At 66.0% G+C, this 18,917-nt stretch carries 20 protein-coding genes; 13 read left to right on the top strand and 7 right to left on the bottom strand.

The genetic code is table 11. The features are described from left to right. Nucleotides 1-40: 40 nt before the first annotated feature. Complete coding sequence (locus AC07U1_RS08980; RefSeq protein WP_495176767.1) at nucleotides 41-640, top strand: TIGR02466 family protein; 600 nt, start codon at nucleotides 41-43, stop codon at nucleotides 638-640. Nucleotides 641-778: 138 nt separating this feature from the next. Further along, nucleotides 779-2,212 carry an NAD-dependent succinate-semialdehyde dehydrogenase gene (locus AC07U1_RS08985; RefSeq protein ID WP_495176766.1) on the top strand — a complete coding sequence of 478 codons (1,434 nt, stop codon included), beginning with the start codon at nucleotides 779-781 and terminating at the stop codon, nucleotides 2,210-2,212. Between the two features lie 146 nt (nucleotides 2,213-2,358). Here the strand turns inward: AC07U1_RS08985 and AC07U1_RS08990 are convergent, their stop codons facing one another. Beyond that, entirely contained in the window at nucleotides 2,359-3,120 is a 762-nt protein-coding gene (locus AC07U1_RS08990) for an SDR family oxidoreductase (protein ID WP_492737102.1), read from the bottom strand. Then, nucleotides 3,117-3,500 carry a dihydroneopterin aldolase gene (locus tag AC07U1_RS08995; RefSeq protein WP_056345871.1) on the bottom strand — a complete coding sequence of 128 codons (384 nt, stop codon included), beginning with the start codon at nucleotides 3,498-3,500 and terminating at the stop codon, nucleotides 3,117-3,119. The genes AC07U1_RS08990 and AC07U1_RS08995 overlap by 4 nt, the downstream gene beginning before the upstream one ends. A gap of 108 nt (nucleotides 3,501-3,608) precedes the next feature. Between AC07U1_RS08995 and AC07U1_RS09000 the strand changes: the two genes are divergently transcribed. The 4 genes from AC07U1_RS09000 (at nucleotide 3,609) to AC07U1_RS09015 (ending at nucleotide 6,820) form a co-directional block, all read left to right on the top strand. Then, nucleotides 3,609-4,094, top strand: coding sequence for a GNAT family N-acetyltransferase (locus AC07U1_RS09000; RefSeq protein ID WP_495197683.1), 486 nt, complete (start codon nucleotides 3,609-3,611; stop codon nucleotides 4,092-4,094). Nucleotides 4,095-4,446: 352 nt separating this feature from the next. Beyond that, nucleotides 4,447-5,031 carry a DUF1285 domain-containing protein gene (locus AC07U1_RS09005; RefSeq protein WP_495176764.1) on the top strand — a complete coding sequence of 195 codons (585 nt, stop codon included), beginning with the start codon at nucleotides 4,447-4,449 and terminating at the stop codon, nucleotides 5,029-5,031. Continuing rightward, the gene (locus tag AC07U1_RS09010; RefSeq protein ID WP_495176763.1) at nucleotides 5,031-5,615 is read left to right on the top strand and encodes a CoA pyrophosphatase; all 585 of its coding nucleotides are present in this window, start codon (nucleotides 5,031-5,033) and stop codon (nucleotides 5,613-5,615) included. The genes AC07U1_RS09005 and AC07U1_RS09010 overlap by 1 nt, the downstream gene beginning before the upstream one ends. After that, nucleotides 5,612-6,820 (top strand): CCA tRNA nucleotidyltransferase, encoded by a 1,209-nt coding sequence (locus AC07U1_RS09015; RefSeq protein ID WP_495176762.1) that lies wholly within the window; start codon nucleotides 5,612-5,614, stop codon nucleotides 6,818-6,820. Before AC07U1_RS09010 ends, AC07U1_RS09015 begins: the two co-directional genes overlap by 4 nt. Here AC07U1_RS09015 and AC07U1_RS09020 read toward each other — a convergent pair. Both AC07U1_RS09020 and parC read right to left on the bottom strand, forming a co-directional pair. After that, nucleotides 6,793-8,472 (bottom strand): putative bifunctional diguanylate cyclase/phosphodiesterase, encoded by a 1,680-nt coding sequence (locus AC07U1_RS09020; RefSeq protein WP_495176761.1) that lies wholly within the window; start codon nucleotides 8,470-8,472, stop codon nucleotides 6,793-6,795. The two genes, AC07U1_RS09015 and AC07U1_RS09020, sit on opposite strands and share 28 nt — an antisense overlap. 89 nt (nucleotides 8,473-8,561) lie before the next feature. Next, nucleotides 8,562-10,862 carry a DNA topoisomerase IV subunit A gene (gene parC / locus AC07U1_RS09025; RefSeq protein ID WP_495176760.1) on the bottom strand — a complete coding sequence of 767 codons (2,301 nt, stop codon included), beginning with the start codon at nucleotides 10,860-10,862 and terminating at the stop codon, nucleotides 8,562-8,564. Between the two features lie 300 nt (nucleotides 10,863-11,162). Between parC and AC07U1_RS09030 the strand changes: the two genes are divergently transcribed. Further along, a complete protein-coding gene (locus AC07U1_RS09030; protein ID WP_495176759.1) occupies nucleotides 11,163-11,471 on the top strand; it encodes a hypothetical protein in 309 nt (102 codons plus the stop codon). Further along, nucleotides 11,471-12,289, top strand: coding sequence for a ferredoxin--NADP reductase (locus AC07U1_RS09035; RefSeq protein WP_187141209.1), 819 nt, complete (start codon nucleotides 11,471-11,473; stop codon nucleotides 12,287-12,289). Before AC07U1_RS09030 ends, AC07U1_RS09035 begins: the two co-directional genes overlap by 1 nt. A 3-nt stretch (nucleotides 12,290-12,292) precedes the next feature. On the opposite strand, the gene AC07U1_RS09040 is transcribed toward AC07U1_RS09035, so the two are convergent. Next, nucleotides 12,293-13,699, bottom strand: a complete 1,407-nt coding sequence (locus AC07U1_RS09040) for a M20/M25/M40 family metallo-hydrolase (protein WP_495177470.1) — start codon at nucleotides 13,697-13,699, stop codon at nucleotides 12,293-12,295. A gap of 540 nt (nucleotides 13,700-14,239) precedes the next feature. On the opposite strand from AC07U1_RS09040, the gene AC07U1_RS09045 reads away from it, so the two are divergent. The 4 genes from AC07U1_RS09045 to AC07U1_RS09060 are packed head-to-tail and all read left to right on the top strand — an operon-like array spanning nucleotide 14,240 to nucleotide 16,786. Continuing rightward, nucleotides 14,240-14,851, top strand: coding sequence for a lysophospholipid acyltransferase family protein (locus AC07U1_RS09045; RefSeq protein WP_495176758.1), 612 nt, complete (start codon nucleotides 14,240-14,242; stop codon nucleotides 14,849-14,851). A 30-nt stretch (nucleotides 14,852-14,881) separates the two neighbouring features. Further along, entirely contained in the window at nucleotides 14,882-15,703 is an 822-nt protein-coding gene (locus AC07U1_RS09050) for a DUF1295 domain-containing protein (RefSeq protein WP_495176757.1), read from the top strand. 6 nt (nucleotides 15,704-15,709) lie between these two features. Continuing rightward, nucleotides 15,710-16,114: a hypothetical protein gene (locus AC07U1_RS09055; protein WP_056345900.1), complete on the top strand. Its 405-nt coding sequence runs from the start codon at nucleotides 15,710-15,712 to the stop codon at nucleotides 16,112-16,114. After that, complete coding sequence (locus tag AC07U1_RS09060) at nucleotides 16,115-16,786, top strand: site-2 protease family protein (RefSeq protein ID WP_495176756.1); 672 nt, start codon at nucleotides 16,115-16,117, stop codon at nucleotides 16,784-16,786. 31 nt (nucleotides 16,787-16,817) lie between these two features. Here AC07U1_RS09060 and AC07U1_RS09065 read toward each other — a convergent pair whose 3' ends face one another. Next, nucleotides 16,818-17,411 (bottom strand): hypothetical protein, encoded by a 594-nt coding sequence (locus AC07U1_RS09065; protein WP_495176755.1) that lies wholly within the window; start codon nucleotides 17,409-17,411, stop codon nucleotides 16,818-16,820. A 17-nt stretch (nucleotides 17,412-17,428) separates the two neighbouring features. Continuing rightward, nucleotides 17,429-18,358, bottom strand: a complete 930-nt coding sequence (locus AC07U1_RS09070) for an isopenicillin N synthase family dioxygenase (protein ID WP_495176754.1) — start codon at nucleotides 18,356-18,358, stop codon at nucleotides 17,429-17,431. 130 nt (nucleotides 18,359-18,488) lie between these two features. Between AC07U1_RS09070 and AC07U1_RS09075 the strand changes: the two genes are divergently transcribed. Beyond that, entirely contained in the window at nucleotides 18,489-18,914 is a 426-nt protein-coding gene (locus tag AC07U1_RS09075) for an EVE domain-containing protein (RefSeq protein WP_495176753.1), read from the top strand. The last annotated feature ends 3 nt before the right edge of the window (nucleotides 18,915-18,917 follow it).

The raw sequence follows: 18,917 nt of genomic DNA on the forward strand, positions 1-18,917 counted from the left end.
CTCCCTTGCGTGTGCTTTGCTGCTGTGCTTTGCGCGCATCATGCCCGTTCGCTCGCTCTTCGCCAGTATTTTCTACGAAGCCGACATCGGTTCGGCGGACCTGCTCGAAGAGCTGGAGGAAAGCAGCCGGCTGTTCGCCGAAGAGGATGGCGCGGGCCGGCGCTGGAGCCGCGACCATGGCTATAAGGGCTACACCAGCTACGCGAGCCTCGGCGACCTGCCCGAGCGCGATCCGGCCTTTTATGACCTGAAAAAACTGCTCGACAAGGAGGTCAAAGCCTTCTCCAAAGCGGCGCATTTCGACCTCGCCAAGCCACTCAAACTCGACAGCCTGTGGGTCAATATCCTGAAACCCGGCGGCACCCACAGCGGCCATATCCATCCGCACAGCATCGTGTCGGGGACCTTTTACGTCGCGGTCCCGCCGGGATCGGGCGCGCTCAAGCTCGAGGATCCGCGCCTCGCGATGCTGATGGCGGCGCCCGGCCGCACCGACGATGCGCCCGAACATCTGCTGCCCTTCGTCTATGCCGAACCCGCTGCCGGGCGCGTCTTCCTTTGGGAAAGCTGGCTGCGCCACGAGGTCATGCCGCACACGGGCAAGGGCGAACGCATCAGCATCAGCTTTAACTATCGCTGAGCCGTCTTATATTCCCACCGTCATTGCGAGCGAAGCGAAGCAATCTCCAGCTATCGACCTGGCGCCGGGCCGATAGCTGGAGATTGCCGCGTCGCTTCGCTCCTCGCAATGACGGCACTCTAGAACGAAAGTCACCCTATGACCGCCACCTACGACGCCGACCTCCAACTCTTCATCAATGGCGCCTGGCGAAGCGGCGAGGGGCGCGAGGCGCGGCCGGTCTATAACCCCGCGACCGCGGGTACGATCGCCGAGCTGCCGGTGGCGACCGCCGCCGACCTCGACGAAGCGCTCGCCGCCGCCGACCGCGGCTGGCCGAGCTGGCGCGCCAAGACCCCCGACGAGCGCGCCGCGCTGATGCACAAGGCCGCCGGGCTGATACGCGAACGCGTCGACCATATCGCCACACTGCTGACGCTCGAACAGGGCAAGCCGATCGCCGAGGCGCGCGGCGAAGTGCTGTCGGCGGCGGGGTTGCTCGCCTATTTCGCCGAACAGGGCAAGCGCATCGAAGGCCGCGTGCTGCAGCGTCCGGCCGGACAGCGCGCGATGGTTACCAGGCATCCGATCGGCCCCGTCGCGGGTTTCAGCCCGTGGAATTTCCCGGTCAATCTGATGGTCAAGAAGATCGCCCCGGCGCTCGCCGCGGGTTGCGTCGTGATCGCCAAGGCGCCCGAGGAAACCCCGGGCTGCACCAGCGCGATCATGCGCTGCCTGATCGATGCCGGCATCCCCGGCGATGCGGTCCAGCTCGTCTATGGCGATCCCGACATGATCAGCCGGCACCTGCTGGCCAGCCCGGTGATCCGCAAGGTCAGCTTCACCGGTTCGACCGCGGTCGGCAAGCATCTGATGAAGCTCGCCGCGGATAATGTTCAGCGCATTACGATGGAACTCGGCGGCCACGCGCCGGTGCTGATCTTCGACGATTGCGATCTCGAGGCGACACTCGACAAGGTCGTGTGGCAGAAATTCCGCAACGCTGGACAGGTGTGCATTTCGCCGACGCGCTTCTATGTCCAGCAGAGCATTTACGACGCTTTCGTCAAGGGTTTCGCCGAGCGCACCGCGAAGGTGAAGATTGGCAGCGGTCTCGACGCCGATACCCAGATGGGCCCGCTCGCCAATGCGCGCCGCGTGCCCGCGCTGGAGGCTCTGGTCGCCGACGCCAAGGCGAAGGGCGCGCGCGTCATCGCCGGCGGCGAGGCGACCGGCAACGGCTATTTCTTCCAGCCGACCGCGATCGCCGACGTCCCGGTCGAGGCCGATGCAATGAACATCGAACCTTTTGGCCCGATGGCATTGATCCGCCCGTTCGGAACCGAGGACGAGGCGCTGGAGCAGGCGAACCGGTTGCCCTTCGGCCTTGCCGCCTTCGCCTTCACCGAAAATGGCCGCCGCATCAACCGCATCGTCGACAGCATCGAAAGCGGCATGGTCGGGGTCAACAGCTTCGTCATCTCGACCCTCGACATGCCGTTCGGCGGCATCAAGCAATCGGGCTTCGGCAGCGAGAGCGGCCCCGAAGGGCTTGAGGGCTATCTGGTCACCAAGGCGGTGCATATTTATTGAGGCAAATCCTCCCTGTCGCGAAGCGATGGGGAGGAGGACCGCCGCGAAGCGGTGGTGGAGGGGCCGCGACGCTGCGTTGTCGCCCCTCCGTCAGCGCTCTGCGCTGCCACCTCCCCATCGCTTCGCGACAGGGAGGAATATCCAGTTCAATCCCGCTCCAGTGCGACAAAATCGCGCGCCATCGGCGCCAGATGCGCGCCGCCGTCGACGAAGATCGTCTGCCCCGTCACCGCCTCGGCGCGCGCAAGATACATCACTGCATCGGCAATCTGCCCCGGCGTCGGCAGCGCGCCGAGCGGCATGCGCTTGCCGAGCCGCTCGACCTGCGGCGCCGAATAATCGCCGGTCGCCATCGTCAGCCCCGGCGCCACCGCGTTGACGCGTGCGCGGCCGCCGAACGCGACCGCCAGCGTCGCCGTCGCCTGCCACAAGGCTGATTTCGACAGGCTGTACGCGATCTGGTCGGGCACCGGGTGGACGACGCGCTGGTCGACGATGTTGACGATCGCGGGGCGCCGCCCTTCGCTCGCGGCGACGAGCGCCTTGGCGAGCATCACCGGCGCGGACAGATTGACCTGCATCATCGCGGCGAGCGCCGCCGCCGACAGGTCGGTCCATTCGCCCTCGGCGAAATGCGCCGCATTGTTGACCAGCAGGTCGGGCGCGCGGCCGAATTTCTCGATCACCGCCGGCACCAGCGCATCGACCGCAGCCGGATCGGACAGGTCGGCGGCGAAGCGGTGGCTCACCGCTCCCGTCTCGGCCAGCGCCTCGGCCAGCACCGGGTCGGCCTCCGCGGCGGTGCGTTTGTGCAGCGCCAGCGCATAGCCTTCACGCGCCAGCCGCGCCGAAATCGCGGCGCCGACGCGGTGGATGCCACCCGTCACCAGCGCCAGCTTTTGCGTCATTTGCCCAAACCCGGGCGGGTTCGCCGCATCGTGATACCGATCTGTTCGCCTTCCTCGGCGATCGCCAGCTTGACGATCTTGACCTCGACCGCCTCGACCTTGTCGTCCTGCAGGAACAGGGTGTCGATGATATGGTCGGCGACGCTTTCGATCAGCACGAAATGCACATCCTTGGGCAGCCCCTCGGTCGCCGCGAATTTCAGGTGCATATAGTTCTTCGACCGGCTGAGCGGCGTCGTCGGATCATAATGATCGGCCATCGCCAGCTTGGCGCGCACCGAAATACGCAGCGGCTGCGGCAAATGGGTTTCTTCGGAATAAATGCCGGTCAGCACCTGGACGGTCAGCCCGTCCACCTCCAGCCACAATGTATCGGTCACAAGAAATTCCTGTTCGGCCGGGGCGACATTCGGCTTTCCATCGCCGACCCCGGACCCTAAAGCGCCGCCGCATTAGCGAAAGGGCGCACGTTGGTCGAGTTACTTCCATTGTCGGATATTGCACCGTCGGCGGTCGAGGATATCCTCGACGCCGCATTCGGGGCGGACCGCTTTGGACGAACCGCCTATCGCATCCGTCAGGGCATGGATGCGGTGCCGGCTTTGAGCTTCGCGGCGGTCGAGGATGGCGCGCTGGTCGGCACGATCCAGTGCTGGCCCGTCGCGCATGTCGACGCCGTTGGCGCCGCGACCTCGCTCGTCATGGTCGGCCCCGTCGCGGTGCGCCCCGACCTCCAGCGCACCGGCCATGGCCGCACGCTGATGGCCTATATGCTGGAGGCCGCGGAGACCGAGGCCGACAGCGGACTGATGATGATCGGCGACCCCGAATATTATGGCCGCTTCTTCGGCTTCACCGCCGATGCGACCGGGGCGTGGGATTTGCCAGGCCCCTATGAAAAGCGTCGCCTGCTCGCGCGCGCGGTGAACGGGCACGGCCTGCCGACCGGCGCAGGGATGATCGGCCCGCGCTAGCGGACAAAAAACGCTGTCCTACATTATCCCGCTCGCTTAGCGTTTTTTCGATGATTCCCTGCCTCCCCTCCCGACCGCGATTTGCGAATGACGTTGCGCAGTTTTCCGCCATTTCTCTGAATCGGCTTCGCGCGGCTCGCCGGCGAAAGCCTGGGTCCATGGCGGGGAAACGCGGTCGGCCCCTGACGTCTTTTGCGGGAGATCGCCGCGGAACGCGCATCGTGAATGAAGTTGCGCAGTTTTCCGGGATTTTCGTGCCGGTGCTCCTGTCGGCCCTTCGCTATCCCGAACGCGCATCGCGAATGAAGTTGCGCGCTTTTCCGCCGCTTTTTCCCGCGAAGGTCGGGGCGCCATGGTAACCCCCGCGCCATCGCTTCCCAGGGATTTCGCGCAGCTGTCGCTGACCGAGGCGGCCGAACTGCTCGCGGCGCGCAAATTGCCGCCGGTCGAGCAATGGCATCCCGAGCGCACCGGTGACAGCGCGATGGAAATCCGCACCGACGGCAGCTGGTATCATGAGGGCGGGCGCATCAACCGCCCCGCTATGGTCAGGCTTTTCTCGACGATCCTGCGCCGCGAACCCGACGGCAGCCATGTCCTCGTCACCCCCGCCGAAAAGCTCGTCATCGCGGTCGAGGACATGCCCTTCCGCGCGGTCGAGATGAAGAGCGAAGGCGCTGGCAAGGACCGCAAGCTGGTCTTCCGCCTCGACACCGACGACCTGGTGATGGCCGGTCCCGACCATCCCTTGAGCTTCGGCACCGACCCCGACAATCCCGACCCGCGCCTCCACGTTCGCGGCGCGCCCGGCAATGGCCTCGAAGCACGCGTCGATCGAGCGCTCTATTATGAGATCGCCGACCTCGCGCTCGTCGAGGGCGACGATCCACCCGCGATCTGGTCGAATGGCGCGCGCTTCGCGCTGGTGGCCGGCTGATGCTCTCCGACAAACTGCGCGTCGCGCTCGACAATCTGCTCCCCGGCGAGGATGAGGACGAAACCTATCTCGGTACGCCGACGCTGCGCGATGCCGCGGTGCTCATTGCCTTCACCGACCGCCCCGAACCCGGCATCATCCTGACCCAGCGCCCGCAATGGCTGCGTAGCCACGCGGGGCAGGTCGCCTTTCCGGGCGGCAAGATCGATCCCGGCGACGTCGACGCGGTCGACGCTGCGCTGCGCGAGGCAGAGGAGGAAATCGGACTCAACCGACGCGACGTGACGATCGCTGGCACCTGCGACGCCTATCGGTCGGGCAGCGGTTATCATATCACCCCGGTGCTCGGCGTAATCCCGCCCGACCTGCCGCTCGATCCCAATCCCGACGAGGTCGAGGACTGGTTCGAGGTGCCGATCGATATCCTGTTCGACCCCGAAAATTACGCGCTCCACCATGCGCATTGGCAGGGCCATGATCGGCATTATTATGACATGATGTGGCAGGGACGGCGGATCTGGGGCGTGACGGCGGGCATCATCATCAACCTCGCGCGGCGGATGCCGGCGGACTGGCACCGATGACCGTGCTGCCCGACGCCGAATGGCGCCATGGCGAGGGGCTGCGGCGCATCGTCACCGCGCTGCTCGCACGCGGCGGGGCGGTGAAGCTCGTCGGGGGTGCGGTGCGGGACACGCTGCTCGGCCTGCCCGTCGCCGACATCGATCTTGCGACCCCGCTGATGCCCGATCAGGTCATGCAGCGGCTCGAAAAGGCGGGGATCAAGGTCGTGCCCACCGGCATTGCGCACGGCACCGTCACCGCGATCGCCAGCCACGAACGGCACGAGATCACGACGCTGCGCCGCGACGTCGCGACCGACGGCCGCCGCGCGACGGTCGCCTTCGCCGACGACTGGCGGGACGATGCGGCGCGGCGCGATTTCACGATCAATGCGCTCTATGCCGACCCGCTGACCGGTGCGGTCGACGATTATTTCGGCGGTCTGGCCGACCTCGACGCGGGACGCATCCGCTTCATCGGCGACGCCGCCACGCGCATCGCCGAGGATCATTTGCGGATATTGCGCTTCTACCGCTTCGCGGCGCGCTTCGGACAGGGCGAACTCGACCCCGACAGCCATGCGGCGGTGATCGCCGCGCGCCAGTCGCTGAAAAGCCTGTCGCGCGAACGCGTCGCCGACGAGCTTACCAAGATATTGGCGCTTCCCGACCCGCGTGCCATCGTCGGCCAGATGGCGACCGACGGCATGTTCGCGGTGATCCTGCCCGAACTCGCTCCCGATTTCGCCGCGACGCTCGACCGCCTGCTCGCCAATGAAGCCACTGCCGGCGCGGCCCCTTCGGCCTTCCGCCGCCTCGCCGCCTTGCTCCCGCCGGACGCACCGACCGCCGAGGATGTCGCGAGCCGACTCCGCCTCTCCTCGCGCCAGCGGAAACATCTCTCCGCGCTCGCCGCGCATCGCGCTGCCGCGCTGCCGCCCCCGCGCCAGCTTGCGCACAAGATCGGCATCGAAGCTGCGACCGACGCTTATCTGCTTGCCGCGGGATCCGACGAGGCGGCGGATGCCGCACAATCGCTGGCGGGCTGGACCGTTCCGACCCTCCCGCTCAAGGGCGGCGAGATCGTCGCGCGGGGCGTCACCGTCGGACCCGAAGTCGCGGCGCTGTTGAAAGCGGTCGAAGCGGCATGGGTCGCCGAGGATTTCCCCGATGCGGCGCGCGTCGCCGCGTTGCTCGATCAGAAGATCGGGCGCGTCAGCGACTGACGCCAGTAATCGAAGGCGGTGTCGGCGACCATCGGGTGCGCGAACAGGAAGCCCTGCCCGAAATCGCAACCGAGCGCCGACAGCAGCCGCGCCTGGTCTGCGGTCTCGACCCCCTCGGCGGTGGTCTTCATGCCCAGCGCTTCGGCCAGGCTCTGGATCGTGCGGACGATGGCGACCTTGTCGCGGTCCTCGACCATATGCTCGACGAAGCTGCGGTCGATCTTGAGCACGTCGAGCGGCAAGCGCTGGAGATAGGCGAGGTTCGAATATCCGGTGCCGAAATCGTCCATCGCGACGCGCGTCGACAGCGCCTTGAGTTCGCTCAGGACCGACAGCGCGAGGTCGGGATCGCCGATGATCGCGCTTTCGGTCAGCTCGATCATCAGCCGCTCGCCGCCGATCCCGTTGGACGCCAGGGCCTGGCGCACCGCCGCGGCGACATCGTCGCGCACCAGCTGGATCGCCGAGACATTGACAGAAAAATAGCAATCGACCGGCACGCCGCCATTCTTGGCATCCCATTCGGCGATTGTGCTTGCCGCCTTGGCGATCGCCCATTGGCCGAGCGGGACGATCAGCCCCGAATCCTCGGCGATGGGGATGAATTCGGTCGGCGATATCGAACGGCTGCCGGCATTGTCCCAGCGCGCGAGCGCCTCGAACCCCGAAACCTTGCCCGTCGCCAGCTCGATCAGCGGCTGGAAGGCGAGGTGGAGCCGGTCCTCCTCGATCGCGCTGCGCAAGGCGGTTTCCAGGCCGAAGCGATTGTCGGACAGCATCGCCGCCTCGGGCTCGTAAATCTCGATGCGGTCGGTCTGCTTGGCGCGCTTCAGGGCGATCTGGGCGTGGCGGATCTGGTCGGCGACATCGGTGTCCGCCGCGGGCTGGATCGTGCAGCCGAGTGCGCAGTCGACGCTGACCTTCAGCTCGCCGATGCGAAAGGGGTGGTCGAAACAGCCGCGAATGCGGCGCGCGATCTCGCGCACATCGGCGCGGCCGCCCGCGATGCGCGACGAGATGGCGAATTCGTCGCCGCCGGTGCGCGCCAATATGTCGCCGCTGCGCAGGCTCGACTTCAGCCGACGTGCGACGGTGATGATCAGTTCGTCGCCCGCCAGCGGCCCGATATGTTCGTTGATGCGGCTGAACCGCGCCAGGTCCAGCAGCAGGATGGCATGGTCCGATTCGCCGTCGGCGGCGATTCGCTGTTCGACCAGTTCCTCGAATCCGGCGCGGTTGGGCAGGCCGGTCAGGCTGTCCGACACCAGCTCGCGGCGCAGATTGCGCTCGGTCATCATTTCCTGGGTGCGGTCGATCAGCGTCAGCAGGAACAGATTGTCGTCGCCGCATTCTTCGGACAGCGGCCCGATCGATCCACGCAGGTCGCGCGCCGCCGGGCCCTCGCCCAGCTGGCACGAAAATTCCTGCGTATCATCAGGGGCCTGTTCGGCGCGTTCGATCGCGCGGCGCAGCTCGATCGGCGCGTTCGCACCGGCGGGCGAGAGGGCGAGTCGGTCGAAGGCGGCGTTGCTCGCGTGCAGGCGAAAATTGCCGCGCGCGAGCGGCCGGATCAGCGCCGCCGGCACCGGTAATGCGTCGATCCAGCCGACGAACAGAAGGGGCCGGTCCTCGCCGGTTCGATCGATAGGCATAAAAGAGGGTTTTGTGCGACCTTTCCCCATTGCTCAAACACTATGGGGCGGGGGGTAAAGAAGCTATTTACGGCTACATCGAAAAGCGATCAGCCGAAACGATTGTTCCGTGGGAAGCCGGTCGGCGGCATGCGCCCCGCCGCGCCGCGCGCTACCCGCCACGGCGCCAGGTCGGTTTCGGTGCGCGTGCGCCCCGTATCGCCGCCCATCGCCCAGCTCAAACCGTCGGCAAAGGCAAAGGCGACCGCGTCGGACAGCCCGCCGTCGCGATAGCGTTGCAGCATGACGCCCTGGCCGCGCGCCATCACCGGCACTTCGGCGAGCGGGAAGACGACGAGCTTGCGGTTCTCGCCGACCACCGCGACGCTGTCGTCACCCGCGCCGATCGGCCGCACGACGCCGAGTTGCGCCTTGGGTTTGAGGTTGACGACGTTTCGGCCCTTGCGCGTCTCGGCGATGATCTCGCCCATTTGCGCGACAAAACCGTGCCCGCTGGTCGAGGCGAGCAGCAGCCGGCCGTCGGCGCTCGCCGGGATCAGCGCGACGATGCGCGCCTCGGGGTCGATATCGACCATCAGCCGCAGCGGCTCGCCGAAACCGCGGCCGCCGGGCAATTTGTCGGCGCCGATGGTATAGAAACGCCCGTCGCTCGCCGCGATCAGCAATTTGTCGGTGGTCTGCGCATGGACCGCAAAGGCGAGTTCGTCGCCTTCCTTGAACTTGAACTCGCCCCACTGGTCGGCCGCGACATGCGCGCGCTGGGCGCGGATCCAGCCGCGCTTCGACAGGATGACTGTCACCGGTTCCTTCTCGATCATCGCGTCGAGCGGGATATCGCGCGCCGGCGCCGCCTCGGCGATCGTCGTGCGCCGCGCGCCGAGCAGGGTGTCGAGGCCATAGACGGCGCGCAATTTCTCCAGGTCCTTGCGCAGCCGCGTCTTCTGCCGCGCCGGACTCTCGACCAGCTTCGTCAGTTCCTCGCGCTCGGCGGTCAAATCCGCCTGTTCGCGTTTCAGCTCCATTTCCTCAAGGCGGCGCAGCGAACGCAGCCGCATGTTGAGGATCGCCTCGGCCTGCCGGTCGGTCAGGATGAATTCGGCGATCATCACCGGCTTGGGCTCGTCCTCGGTGCGGATGATCTCGATGATCCGGTCGAGGTTCAAAAAGGCGATGATGTAGCCCGCGACCAGTTCGAGCCGGTCGTCGATCTTCGCGATGCGATGCTGCGCGCGGCGGACGAGCACGACGATCTGGTGCTGCAGCCATTCGGTGAGCAGCTGGTGCAGCCCCATCACCTTGGGCGTGCGTGTTGCGTCGAGCACGTTGAGGTTGAGCGCGAAGCGGCTTTCAAGATCGGTCAGCCGGTACAGGCTTTCCTTCAGCACGTCGGGGTCGACGTTGCGGCTCTTGGGGACGAGGACGATGCGCAGGTCCTCGGCGCTTTCGTCGCGCACATCCTCGAGGATCGGCAGCTTCTTGTCGGCGATGAGCTGCGCGATCTGCTCGATCAGCTTGCCCTTGGCGACGCCATAGGGGATTTCGCTGATGACGAGCTGCCAGGTGCCGCCCGCCTGTTTCTCGATCCCCGTATCTTCCCAGCCGCTCTCGGCCTTGCCGGTCGAAAAGCGGGCGCGGACGCGAAAACCGCCACGGCCGGTGGCATAGGCGTGGGCGATCGTTTCGGGGCTGTCGACGACGATGCCGCCGGTCGGGAAGTCGGGGCCCTTCACATGGTCGAGCAGTTCGGTCAGCTCGGCGCGCGGGTTCTCGATCAGCACCAGCGCCGCGTCGATCACCTCGGCTGCGTTGTGCGGCGGGATGTTCGTCGCCATGCCGACCGCGATCCCGCTCGCGCCATTGGCGAGCAGGTTCGGGAACAGCCCCGGCATGATCTCGGGCTCTTCGTCCTCGCCATTATAGGTCGGCTTGAAATCGACGGTGCCCTCGTCGAGGCCCTGCATCAGATCGACGGCAACGCGCGTCAGCCGCGCTTCGGTGTAACGATAGGCGGCGGCATTATCGCCGTCGATATTGCCGAAATTGCCCTGGCCGTCGACGAGCGGATAGCGCAGCGAGAAATCCTGCGCGAGGCGGACCATCGCGTCATAGACCGCGGTGTCGCCGTGCGGATGGAATTTGCCGATGACGTCGCCGACGACGCGCGCCGATTTCTTGTAGCCCTGCGACGGGTCGAGCCGCATCGCGCGCATCGCCCACAGCAGCCGGCGGTGGACGGGCTTCAGCCCGTCGCGCAGGTCGGGCAGCGAGCGCGCGGTGATCGTCGACAACGCATAGACGAGGTAGCGCTCCGACAGCGCGCTGTCGAAGGGCGTGTCGGTCATTCCGGGAACGGGTGCGTTGCTATCGGGATCGTCGGTCGAATTCGCCATGGTCGCGGCGCGATAGCAAGGCTGGCGCCACAAGGCAAAGGGGGTGTTGATGGCGGGCGGATGTTGGCGAAGGTGCCGCGTAGAAGAAGTTTATTGCAAATGACTCGCAATACCATATAGAGCCGGTGCATCGCCAGCGCCGGAGAGTTTATGTACGCCTTTGTCGACCGCCCCGTGGACAGCCTGTGCAACGGCGGCCGCTTCCTGTTGTAGGCGATGCGCGGCTGGGTCGGGGCGGCGGAGCGGGGCAAATGCCCGCCACGCGCACTGCACCGCGGTTTTTCGGGGATGAATGCCAGAATGGCGCTGCCCGATTTCCACGTCGCGATGGCTATGCTGGCGAGCGACGGACGCGCAGGCCTGACGCTCGCGCCGATGGCCTGCGGCCGGATTGCTGAGGATGAGGCCATTCTCATCGGGCTGTGGCGCGACGCCGCGCGTGGTGAAGCGGTGCGGCTGCGCGTCACTTTGACGTTGCTGGTCGCGCCCGATGTTGCCGCGCCGATCGCCAGGGCCATGACCAGCGCGGTCGCCGCGCTCGGTGCGGCGGGTTTCGACCTGTCGCCGCTTTCCGCCCCACCCCCCAAGACACATCAGGAATCCAAGTGATGAGCGACCGTATCGCCGCCGCGGCCAAGCTGGCCCCCTCCGCCTCGCTGACCGTCGAAGCGGTGCGCAGCGTCCGCCATTGGAACGACCACCTGTTCAGCTTCACGATCACCCGCCCGTCGAGCTTTCGTTTCCGTTCGGGCGAGTTCGTGATGATCGGCCTGCCGGGTGGCGAGGGGCGGCCGCTGCTGCGCGCTTACTCGATCGCCAGTCCCGCCTGGGCCGACGAACTGGAATTCCTGTCGATCAAGGTGCCGGACGGCCCGCTGACCTCGCGCCTCCAGTCGATCCGGCCCGGCGACCCCGTCTATCTCGGGCGCAAGCCGACGGGCACGCTGGTCGCTGACGCGCTGACCCCCGGTCGCCGCCTGTTCCTGCTCTCGACCGGCACCGGCCTCGCCCCCTTCCTCAGCCTCGCGCGCGATCCCGACATTTATGAGCGGTTCAACGAGATCGTGTTGGTCCATTGCGTGCGTCAGGTCGGCGACCTCGCGTTCCGCGACGACCTCGAAAGCCAGCTCGCCGGCGATCCGCTGGTGCAGGATCAGGCGTTGCTGCAATTCCATTATCTGCCGACGGTGACGCGCGAGCCGTTCCGTACCACGGGGCGCATCGACGCGCTGATCGACGATGGCGCGCTGTTCAGCCATCCGCTGACCGGACCGGCGGCGTTCGACCCGTCCAGCGACCGCATCATGATGTGCGGCAGCATGGCGATGATCCGCGACCTGCAGGCGCGCTTCGAAGCGCTGGGCTTCAGGGAAGGCTCGAACGCCGCGCCGGGCGATTTCGTGATCGAGCGCGCGTTCGTCGGTTAAAGCTCAGTCCGCATAGGCCTTCACCAGATCGACCATATAATCGCGCCCGACATAGAGCGATTTCACCTCGATCCGTTCGTTGAGGCCGTGGACGCCATTGCCGTCGGGATCGCCCCACATGCCGGGGATGCCATAGGTCGGGATGCCGACCGCGCCGAGGAAGGTCGCATCGGTATAGCCGTTCGCCATCGACGGGATCACCTTCAGCCCCGGCCAATATTTGGCGACCAGCCTTTCCATCGGGCCGATGACCTTCGGGTCGAGCGGCGGCGCGGGCGGTGCGGGGCGCTTGGGCGGCAACTGGGTTATGGCGACGCCGGGGTCGCCGATGACCTTCGCCAGTTCGTCCTTGATCGATTCGATGCTGTGCCCGGGAAAGATGCGGCAGTTGATGTTCGCGCCCGCGCGCTGCGGCAGTGCGTTGGGGGCGTGGCCGCCGTCGAGCAAGGTCGCGACGCAGGTGGTGCGCAGGTTGCTGTGCAGGAACGGGTCCTTGTTGACGATCGCCTCGGCCGCCGTGTCCGCCGGGTCTTTCGCCAGTGCCATCATCGCCCGGCCGATGTCGTCGCCGCGGACCGCGCCGGCTTCGGCAAAATAGCGCCGCGTCACGTCGGTCATCTCGACCGGAAAGTCATGCTCTTCAATCCTGGTCAGCGCGCGGGCGAGTTCGTAGATCGCATTGGCGGGCACCGGCGCCGAGCTGTGCCCGCCGGGATTGCGCGTTTCGAGGCGGAAGTTGGCAAAGGTCTTTTCGCCGACCTGCACCGACTGGCCGATGACCTTGCCCTTGCCGTCGCTGTCGCCGCCACCGCCCTCGTTCAGCGCGAACTCGGCGTCGATCAGGTCGCGCTTGTTGGCGACGAGCCACTCGACCCCGTTGAACGCACCATTGCTTTCCTCGCCGCAAGTCAGCGCCATCTTGATCGTGCGTTTGGGCTTATAGCCCGCCTGCTGGAAGCGGATCAGCATGTCGACCCACACCGCGGCCTGCGACTTCACGTCGAGCGTGCCACGGCCATAGAAATAGCCATTCTCCTCGAACAGGGTGAAGGGGTCGCGCTCCCAATCCTCGCGCTTCGCCTCGACCACGTCGATGTGCGCCATCACCAGGATCGGCTTCGCTGTCTTCGAGGTCCCCGGATAGACGGCGACGAGGCCGCCTTCCTTGGGATGGTCGGGGGTGGCGAAAAGGGTGAGCTGGTCGCCCGGAAAACCCGCCGCCTTCATCCGCGTCGCCATGCGCTCGGCGGCGAGAGTGCAACTGCCCGACGACAGCGTCGTGTTGGTTTCGATCAGCTCCTTGAAAATCTCGCGAAAGGCGATCTGGTCGGGACGCGGCGCCTGTTGTGCGGCGGCGGGCGTGGCGAAGGCCAGCGCGGATAGCAACGGCAGCCAGATTGTCTTCAAGATGAAATCCCCTTCGCAAACGAAGGGAGCAGAAAGCGACGGTGCTCGCAAGGCGGATTGACGGGCGGTTCGGGCCTTAAGGAGACAAAGGATACGGACGAACGCGTCCGAAATGTCTCCTTTGTCGCTTTAAGCGGAGGGTGGGTGCGGGAGGTTCGCGATAAGCTGCAAGGGGCAGGCGACGCCGTCATCCGGCAGGGTAGATCATAGCGCGGTTTTTTAGGAAAGTGGTTTTTCGCGGGTGGGTGAGAGGTCGGTTTCGGGCGCGAGGGTGCGTTCGTGATCCGCCCTGTGGCAAAGCCATGGGGAGGTGGCAGCCCGCAGGGCTGACGGAGGGGCTATGGCGCGACGTTGCGGCCCCTCCACCACCGCCTGCGGCGGCGGTCCCCCTCCCCATGGCTTCGCCACAGGGAGGATTCCCATGTCCGCTTCCTACCCAAAGCTGGCGCCAGTCATCGCTTGCGTTCTCAGCACGTTCCTGTTGTTTTTCTTGCGTGGTCGTTGGCTTTCGCGCATCCCCGCCTTCAGGGAAGAGGAGCCTAAGTGACCGAAATCGACGATCATCCGCCCGGACTCGTGGCGCGCGCCGTGCGGCGTCTGTTGTTGCTGATGTACCGGATGCGCGGCTGGAAAGCGGTCGGCGAGGTGCCCGAACCGCGGCGTTTCATCATCATCGCCGCGCCGCACACCAGCAACTGGGATTTCGTCAACTTCCTCGGTCTGACCGCCGACCTGAAGGTCCGCGCGCATTTCATGGGCAAATTGTCGCTGTTCAAATGGCCGCTCGCGGGCTTCATGAAACAGATGGGCGGCATTCCGGTCGATCGCCACAATGCCAGCAACGCGGTGCAGCAGATGGTCGATGAATTCGCGCGCCGCGCTGAATTCATGCTGACCGTCGCGCCCGAGGGGACGCGCGGCAAGGCGAAGAAATGGCGCACCGGATTCTACCAGATCGCGATGGCGGCCAAGGTGCCGATGGTCGTCGGCATGATGGATTATGGGACCAAGACGGGAGGCCTCGGGCCGCTGATCTGGCCGACGGGCGACTTTCGCGCCGACATGATGAAGGTGCTGGAGGTCTATAAGAGCTGCATCCCGAAATTTCCGGAGCGTGCGGTGAAGTCGATCGACGATATCGTGGGGGCGGATTAGGACCGGACGCAACAGGGGCAGGAGACGGCGATGACGAGCGTGGGAATCGTGTTGGCGACCAATTTCTTCGGCCTGATCCTGGTCATCGGTGTGCTGTGGCTGATCGCGCTGTCGATCCGCGACGTGTCCTTCATCGATGCCTTCTGGGCCTTCGGCATGGTGCTGCTCGCGTGGGGCACCGCGATCCAGGTCGGCAACGAAGGGCTGCGCGCGCAATTGCTGCTCGGGTTGACGACGCTGTGGGGGCTGCGCCTCGCGACCCACCTGTTCATCCGCTGGCGGCGGAGCGGCGAAGACCCGCGTTACGAAAAGATCATCGCGGGGATCATGAAAAAGCGCCATTGGGGGTGGGAAACGACCGCGCTGGTCAGCGTCTTCCTGACCCAGGCGCCGCTGCTGTTCGTCACCAGCCTGCCGGCGCAGATCGGCGTTTTCGCAAGCGCGGCATCGCCGGCGTCGCAGATCGGGGTGATCGGCTGGATCGGGGTCGCGGCGGCGCTGACCGGCATCGCATTCGAGAGCGTGGGCGACTGGCAGCTCGACCGGTTTCGCGGCAACCCCGACAATCAGGGCAAGATCCTCGACACCGGGCTGTGGCGCTATACGCGGCATCCCAATTATTTCGGCGATGCGCTGACCTGGTGGGGCATCTGGCTCGTCGCCGCCGACGCGGCGCTGTGGGTCGCGGCGGCAAGCGTGATCGGGCCGTTGTTCCTGTCCTTCACCCTCACCAAATGGTCGGGCAAGGCGCTGCTCGAACGCGGCATGAAGCATACGCGGCCGGGCTATGACGCCTATGTCGCGCGCACGTCGGGCTTCATCCCCTGGCCGCCGAAAAAACATGGGTCGTGAAAAAGCGTGGCGCTTGATCCCGGCCTCGATGCCGACCGACCGGTCCCCGCCGATGCAAGCGCGCTCGGCGATGCGCCGCGCATCCGCGCGATCCTGACCGAAGCGGCGCGCGAAGGGCGCAGCGTCAGCTACTCCGAACTGCTCGGCGACCTTGGCTTTCGTTTCACCCGGCCCAAGATGCGCGCGGTGTGCCGCACGCTCGAAGAGGTCGACCGGCTGTGCGCGGCGGACGGTCAGCCCGACATGGCGGTGCTGGTGGTGCGCGAAAGCGACCGCCTGCCGGGGCAGGGCTGGTGGGTCGGCGGCACGGCGCTGCTGCTCGGCTATCACGGCCCGTGGGAGGGCGCGGCGGCGGCGCGCTTCATAAAGGAGCAGCAGCAGGCGGTGTTCGATTATTGGTCGGGGCGATAGGTGATCAGACAGCTCGCATATCTTGTGCAGTCGGTCCTGAGTTTCATCGTCTTCGCCGGCCTTAGGGAACTGCGTCTCGACCTTTGGGCGGTTATAGTACTGATCGTCGTCCTGAATTTCCTCGTCATCCTGATCCACGAACTCGGCCATGCCTGGGCGGTGGTGCGCTGGGGTGCAACGCTGCGCACCATCTGCGTCATGGGCATCCATTATGACGTGCCCAAGAGGCGGCTCTCGTTTCGCCGCTTACCGCACAAGGCGGAGGTGGGTGGTTACGTTTCTTATGCGCCGCATCCGGTCCAGCATTCCTCGAAGAGCGCCCTCGCGATCGCGCTGGCCGGGCCGGGCGCCAATTTGCTTCTGGCGTTGGTTGCGGGCGCGGCGCTGCTGTTTCTCCCCGACCCGACCGCTTGCATCGTCTCGCGCGATCCGATGATCGCGATCAGCGGGGGCTATGCCGGGCTGCCCGACGAGGACGCGATGCGGCGCGCGTTTGCCGAGGTCGCGCGGCAGGAAAAATGCGTGTGGATCGGCGCGCTGCTCCACCGTTCTGCCGAGGTTCTGGCGATCCTGTCGGCGGGAATCGGTCTGTCGAACCTTCTGCCTTTCAATGGCAGTGACGGCGAAATAGTCCTGTCGCACGCAAAGGTGCTGCGCCGGAAGCGGCGCTGATCGTGGCGACGTGTGTCGCGACACAGCGGCCTCAGAGCCGATCGATGCGCTCGATTGCGCTGCGCAGCAGCGGCCGCAATTCGTTTGCAAAAGCCTTCGTATGTTCACGGTAGATGCGGAGGATGTCGTCGGTCGGCTCGTTCTTGCTGACGATCGCGGTTTCGCGCGCGATCATCTTCGCGTTATCGGCGATGTTTTTCTCGATGAGGCGTACGTGCCGCCATAGCGCGACGTCGTCGATCCGCGAGGTCGTGAGCGCATGGGCGAAAACCTCGCGCCCGAATTCGAGCTGGGTGAGCAGCAGGACGATGCTGTCCTTCTGCTTCGCCTTGTCCGGCCCGCCCGCGTCGCCGCGCGCGATCTTCGCGAGCGTGGCGTCGAGATCATGCATCGCACCGCCCAGCAAATTGACGTCGTCGCGCCGGGCGGTGCGGCGGGAGCGGTCGGCGACATAGATGGCAGTGCCGGTCGCTCCGCCGATACCGATCATGGCGCCGGCGAAGGCGAGCCAGTCGCCGGGCGTCGCGCCGTAAAGGATGGCCTGCGCGATCAGGAAGACGACGACGACGGCGAGTCCCGCCAGTCCGCCGACCACAGCCTCACCGACCTTGTCTTTCCAGTGCATTGCCGCCGCGTCCGGGCCTATTTCTTCAACCCGATTTCGCGCAGCCGCTCTTGCAGATACTCATCCGCGGTGATCGGCGTCGGGTAGAGGTCCGGGTGCGCCGCATCGACGCAATTATCCAGCGTCTGAATCGGATAGTCCGACCGGAAGTGGAGGAAGAAAGGCATCGAGTAACGCGCGACGCTCGCCCGCCCCGCATCGGGGTTGCGGACGCGGTGGGTGGTCGAGGGCAGCTTGTTGTTGGTCAGTCGCTGGAGCATGTCGCCGACATTGACCGCCATCGCGCCCGGCGGGGGCGAGACGGGGAGCCAGCTGCCGTCCTTGTCGAGGATTTCCAGCCCCGCTTCCTCGGCGCCGAGCAGCAGGGTGATCGTGTTGATATCCTCATGCGCCTCGGCGCGGATGCCCTTGGCGGGCGCCTCGACCGGCGGATAATGGAGCAGGCGCATCACGCTGTTGCCGTCCTTGACCGTGTCGTCGAAGAAGGCGGGGTCGAGCTTCAGATAGCGCGCGATGCCCGAGAGCAGGCGGGCGCCGACGCGGTCGAATTCGGCGAAGAGCTTGTCGTAGGCGGTGCGGAAGCCCGCGATCTCGGCGGGCCAGACATTGTTCGGCTGCTGCGCGGCGAGGCGGTGGCCAGCGGGCAGGTCGCGGCCGACGTGCCAGAATTCCTTGAGGTCGACTTCCTTGGCGCCCTTGGCGATCTCGGTCCCGAACGGGGTGTAGCCGCGCGCGCCGCCGCCGCCGGGGATATGATAGGCGCGCTTCTGATCCTCATCGAGCGCGAAAAATTGCTTCGCCTTGTCCCACGCCTCGTCGATCAGATCGGGGTCGATGCCATGGTCGGTGATCATCGCAAAGCCGAAGCGTTCGAAGGAGGCGCCGAAATCCTGCGCGAAACGGTCGGCGGGAAGCGCCATGGAAATCACGGGTACGGCGGCGGTCATCTTGTCATCCATCTAGCAAGGGGGCGGCGCCGAGGCGCGCGTCATGCCATGCGATTTAGGCGTTGCGCGGCACAGGTTAAAGGGAAAAAGGCGGTTCCGTCCCGCGCATCGCTCGGCTAAGCCCGCCGCCATGGCAAAGCAATATTGGCTGATGAAATCCGAACCCGACGCCTATGCGTGGGAAACGCTCGTCAAGGACGGCAAGGGCATGTGGGACGGGGTGCGCAACCACAGCGCCAAGCTCAATATGAAGGCGATGAAGGTCGGCGACGAGGCGCTCTTCTATCACAGCAATATCGGCAAGGAATGCGTCGGGATCATGGAGATCGTCGAGGAGGCGTCGCCCGATCCGACCGCCGAGGACGGCTCGCCGTGGGTCATCGTGCGCGTTGCGCCGGTGCGTCCGCTCGCCAATCCGGTGACGCTGGCGGCGATCAAGGCCGATCCCAAACTCGCCGACATGGACCTGATCCGGCTGTCGCGGTTGTCGGTCGGGCGCGTAACGCCCGCCGAGTGGAAGCATATTCTGAAGAAGTCGGAAAAGCCCGAAGGCTGACGC

The organism is Sphingopyxis sp. GW821-FHT02C12, assembly GCF_059421785.1.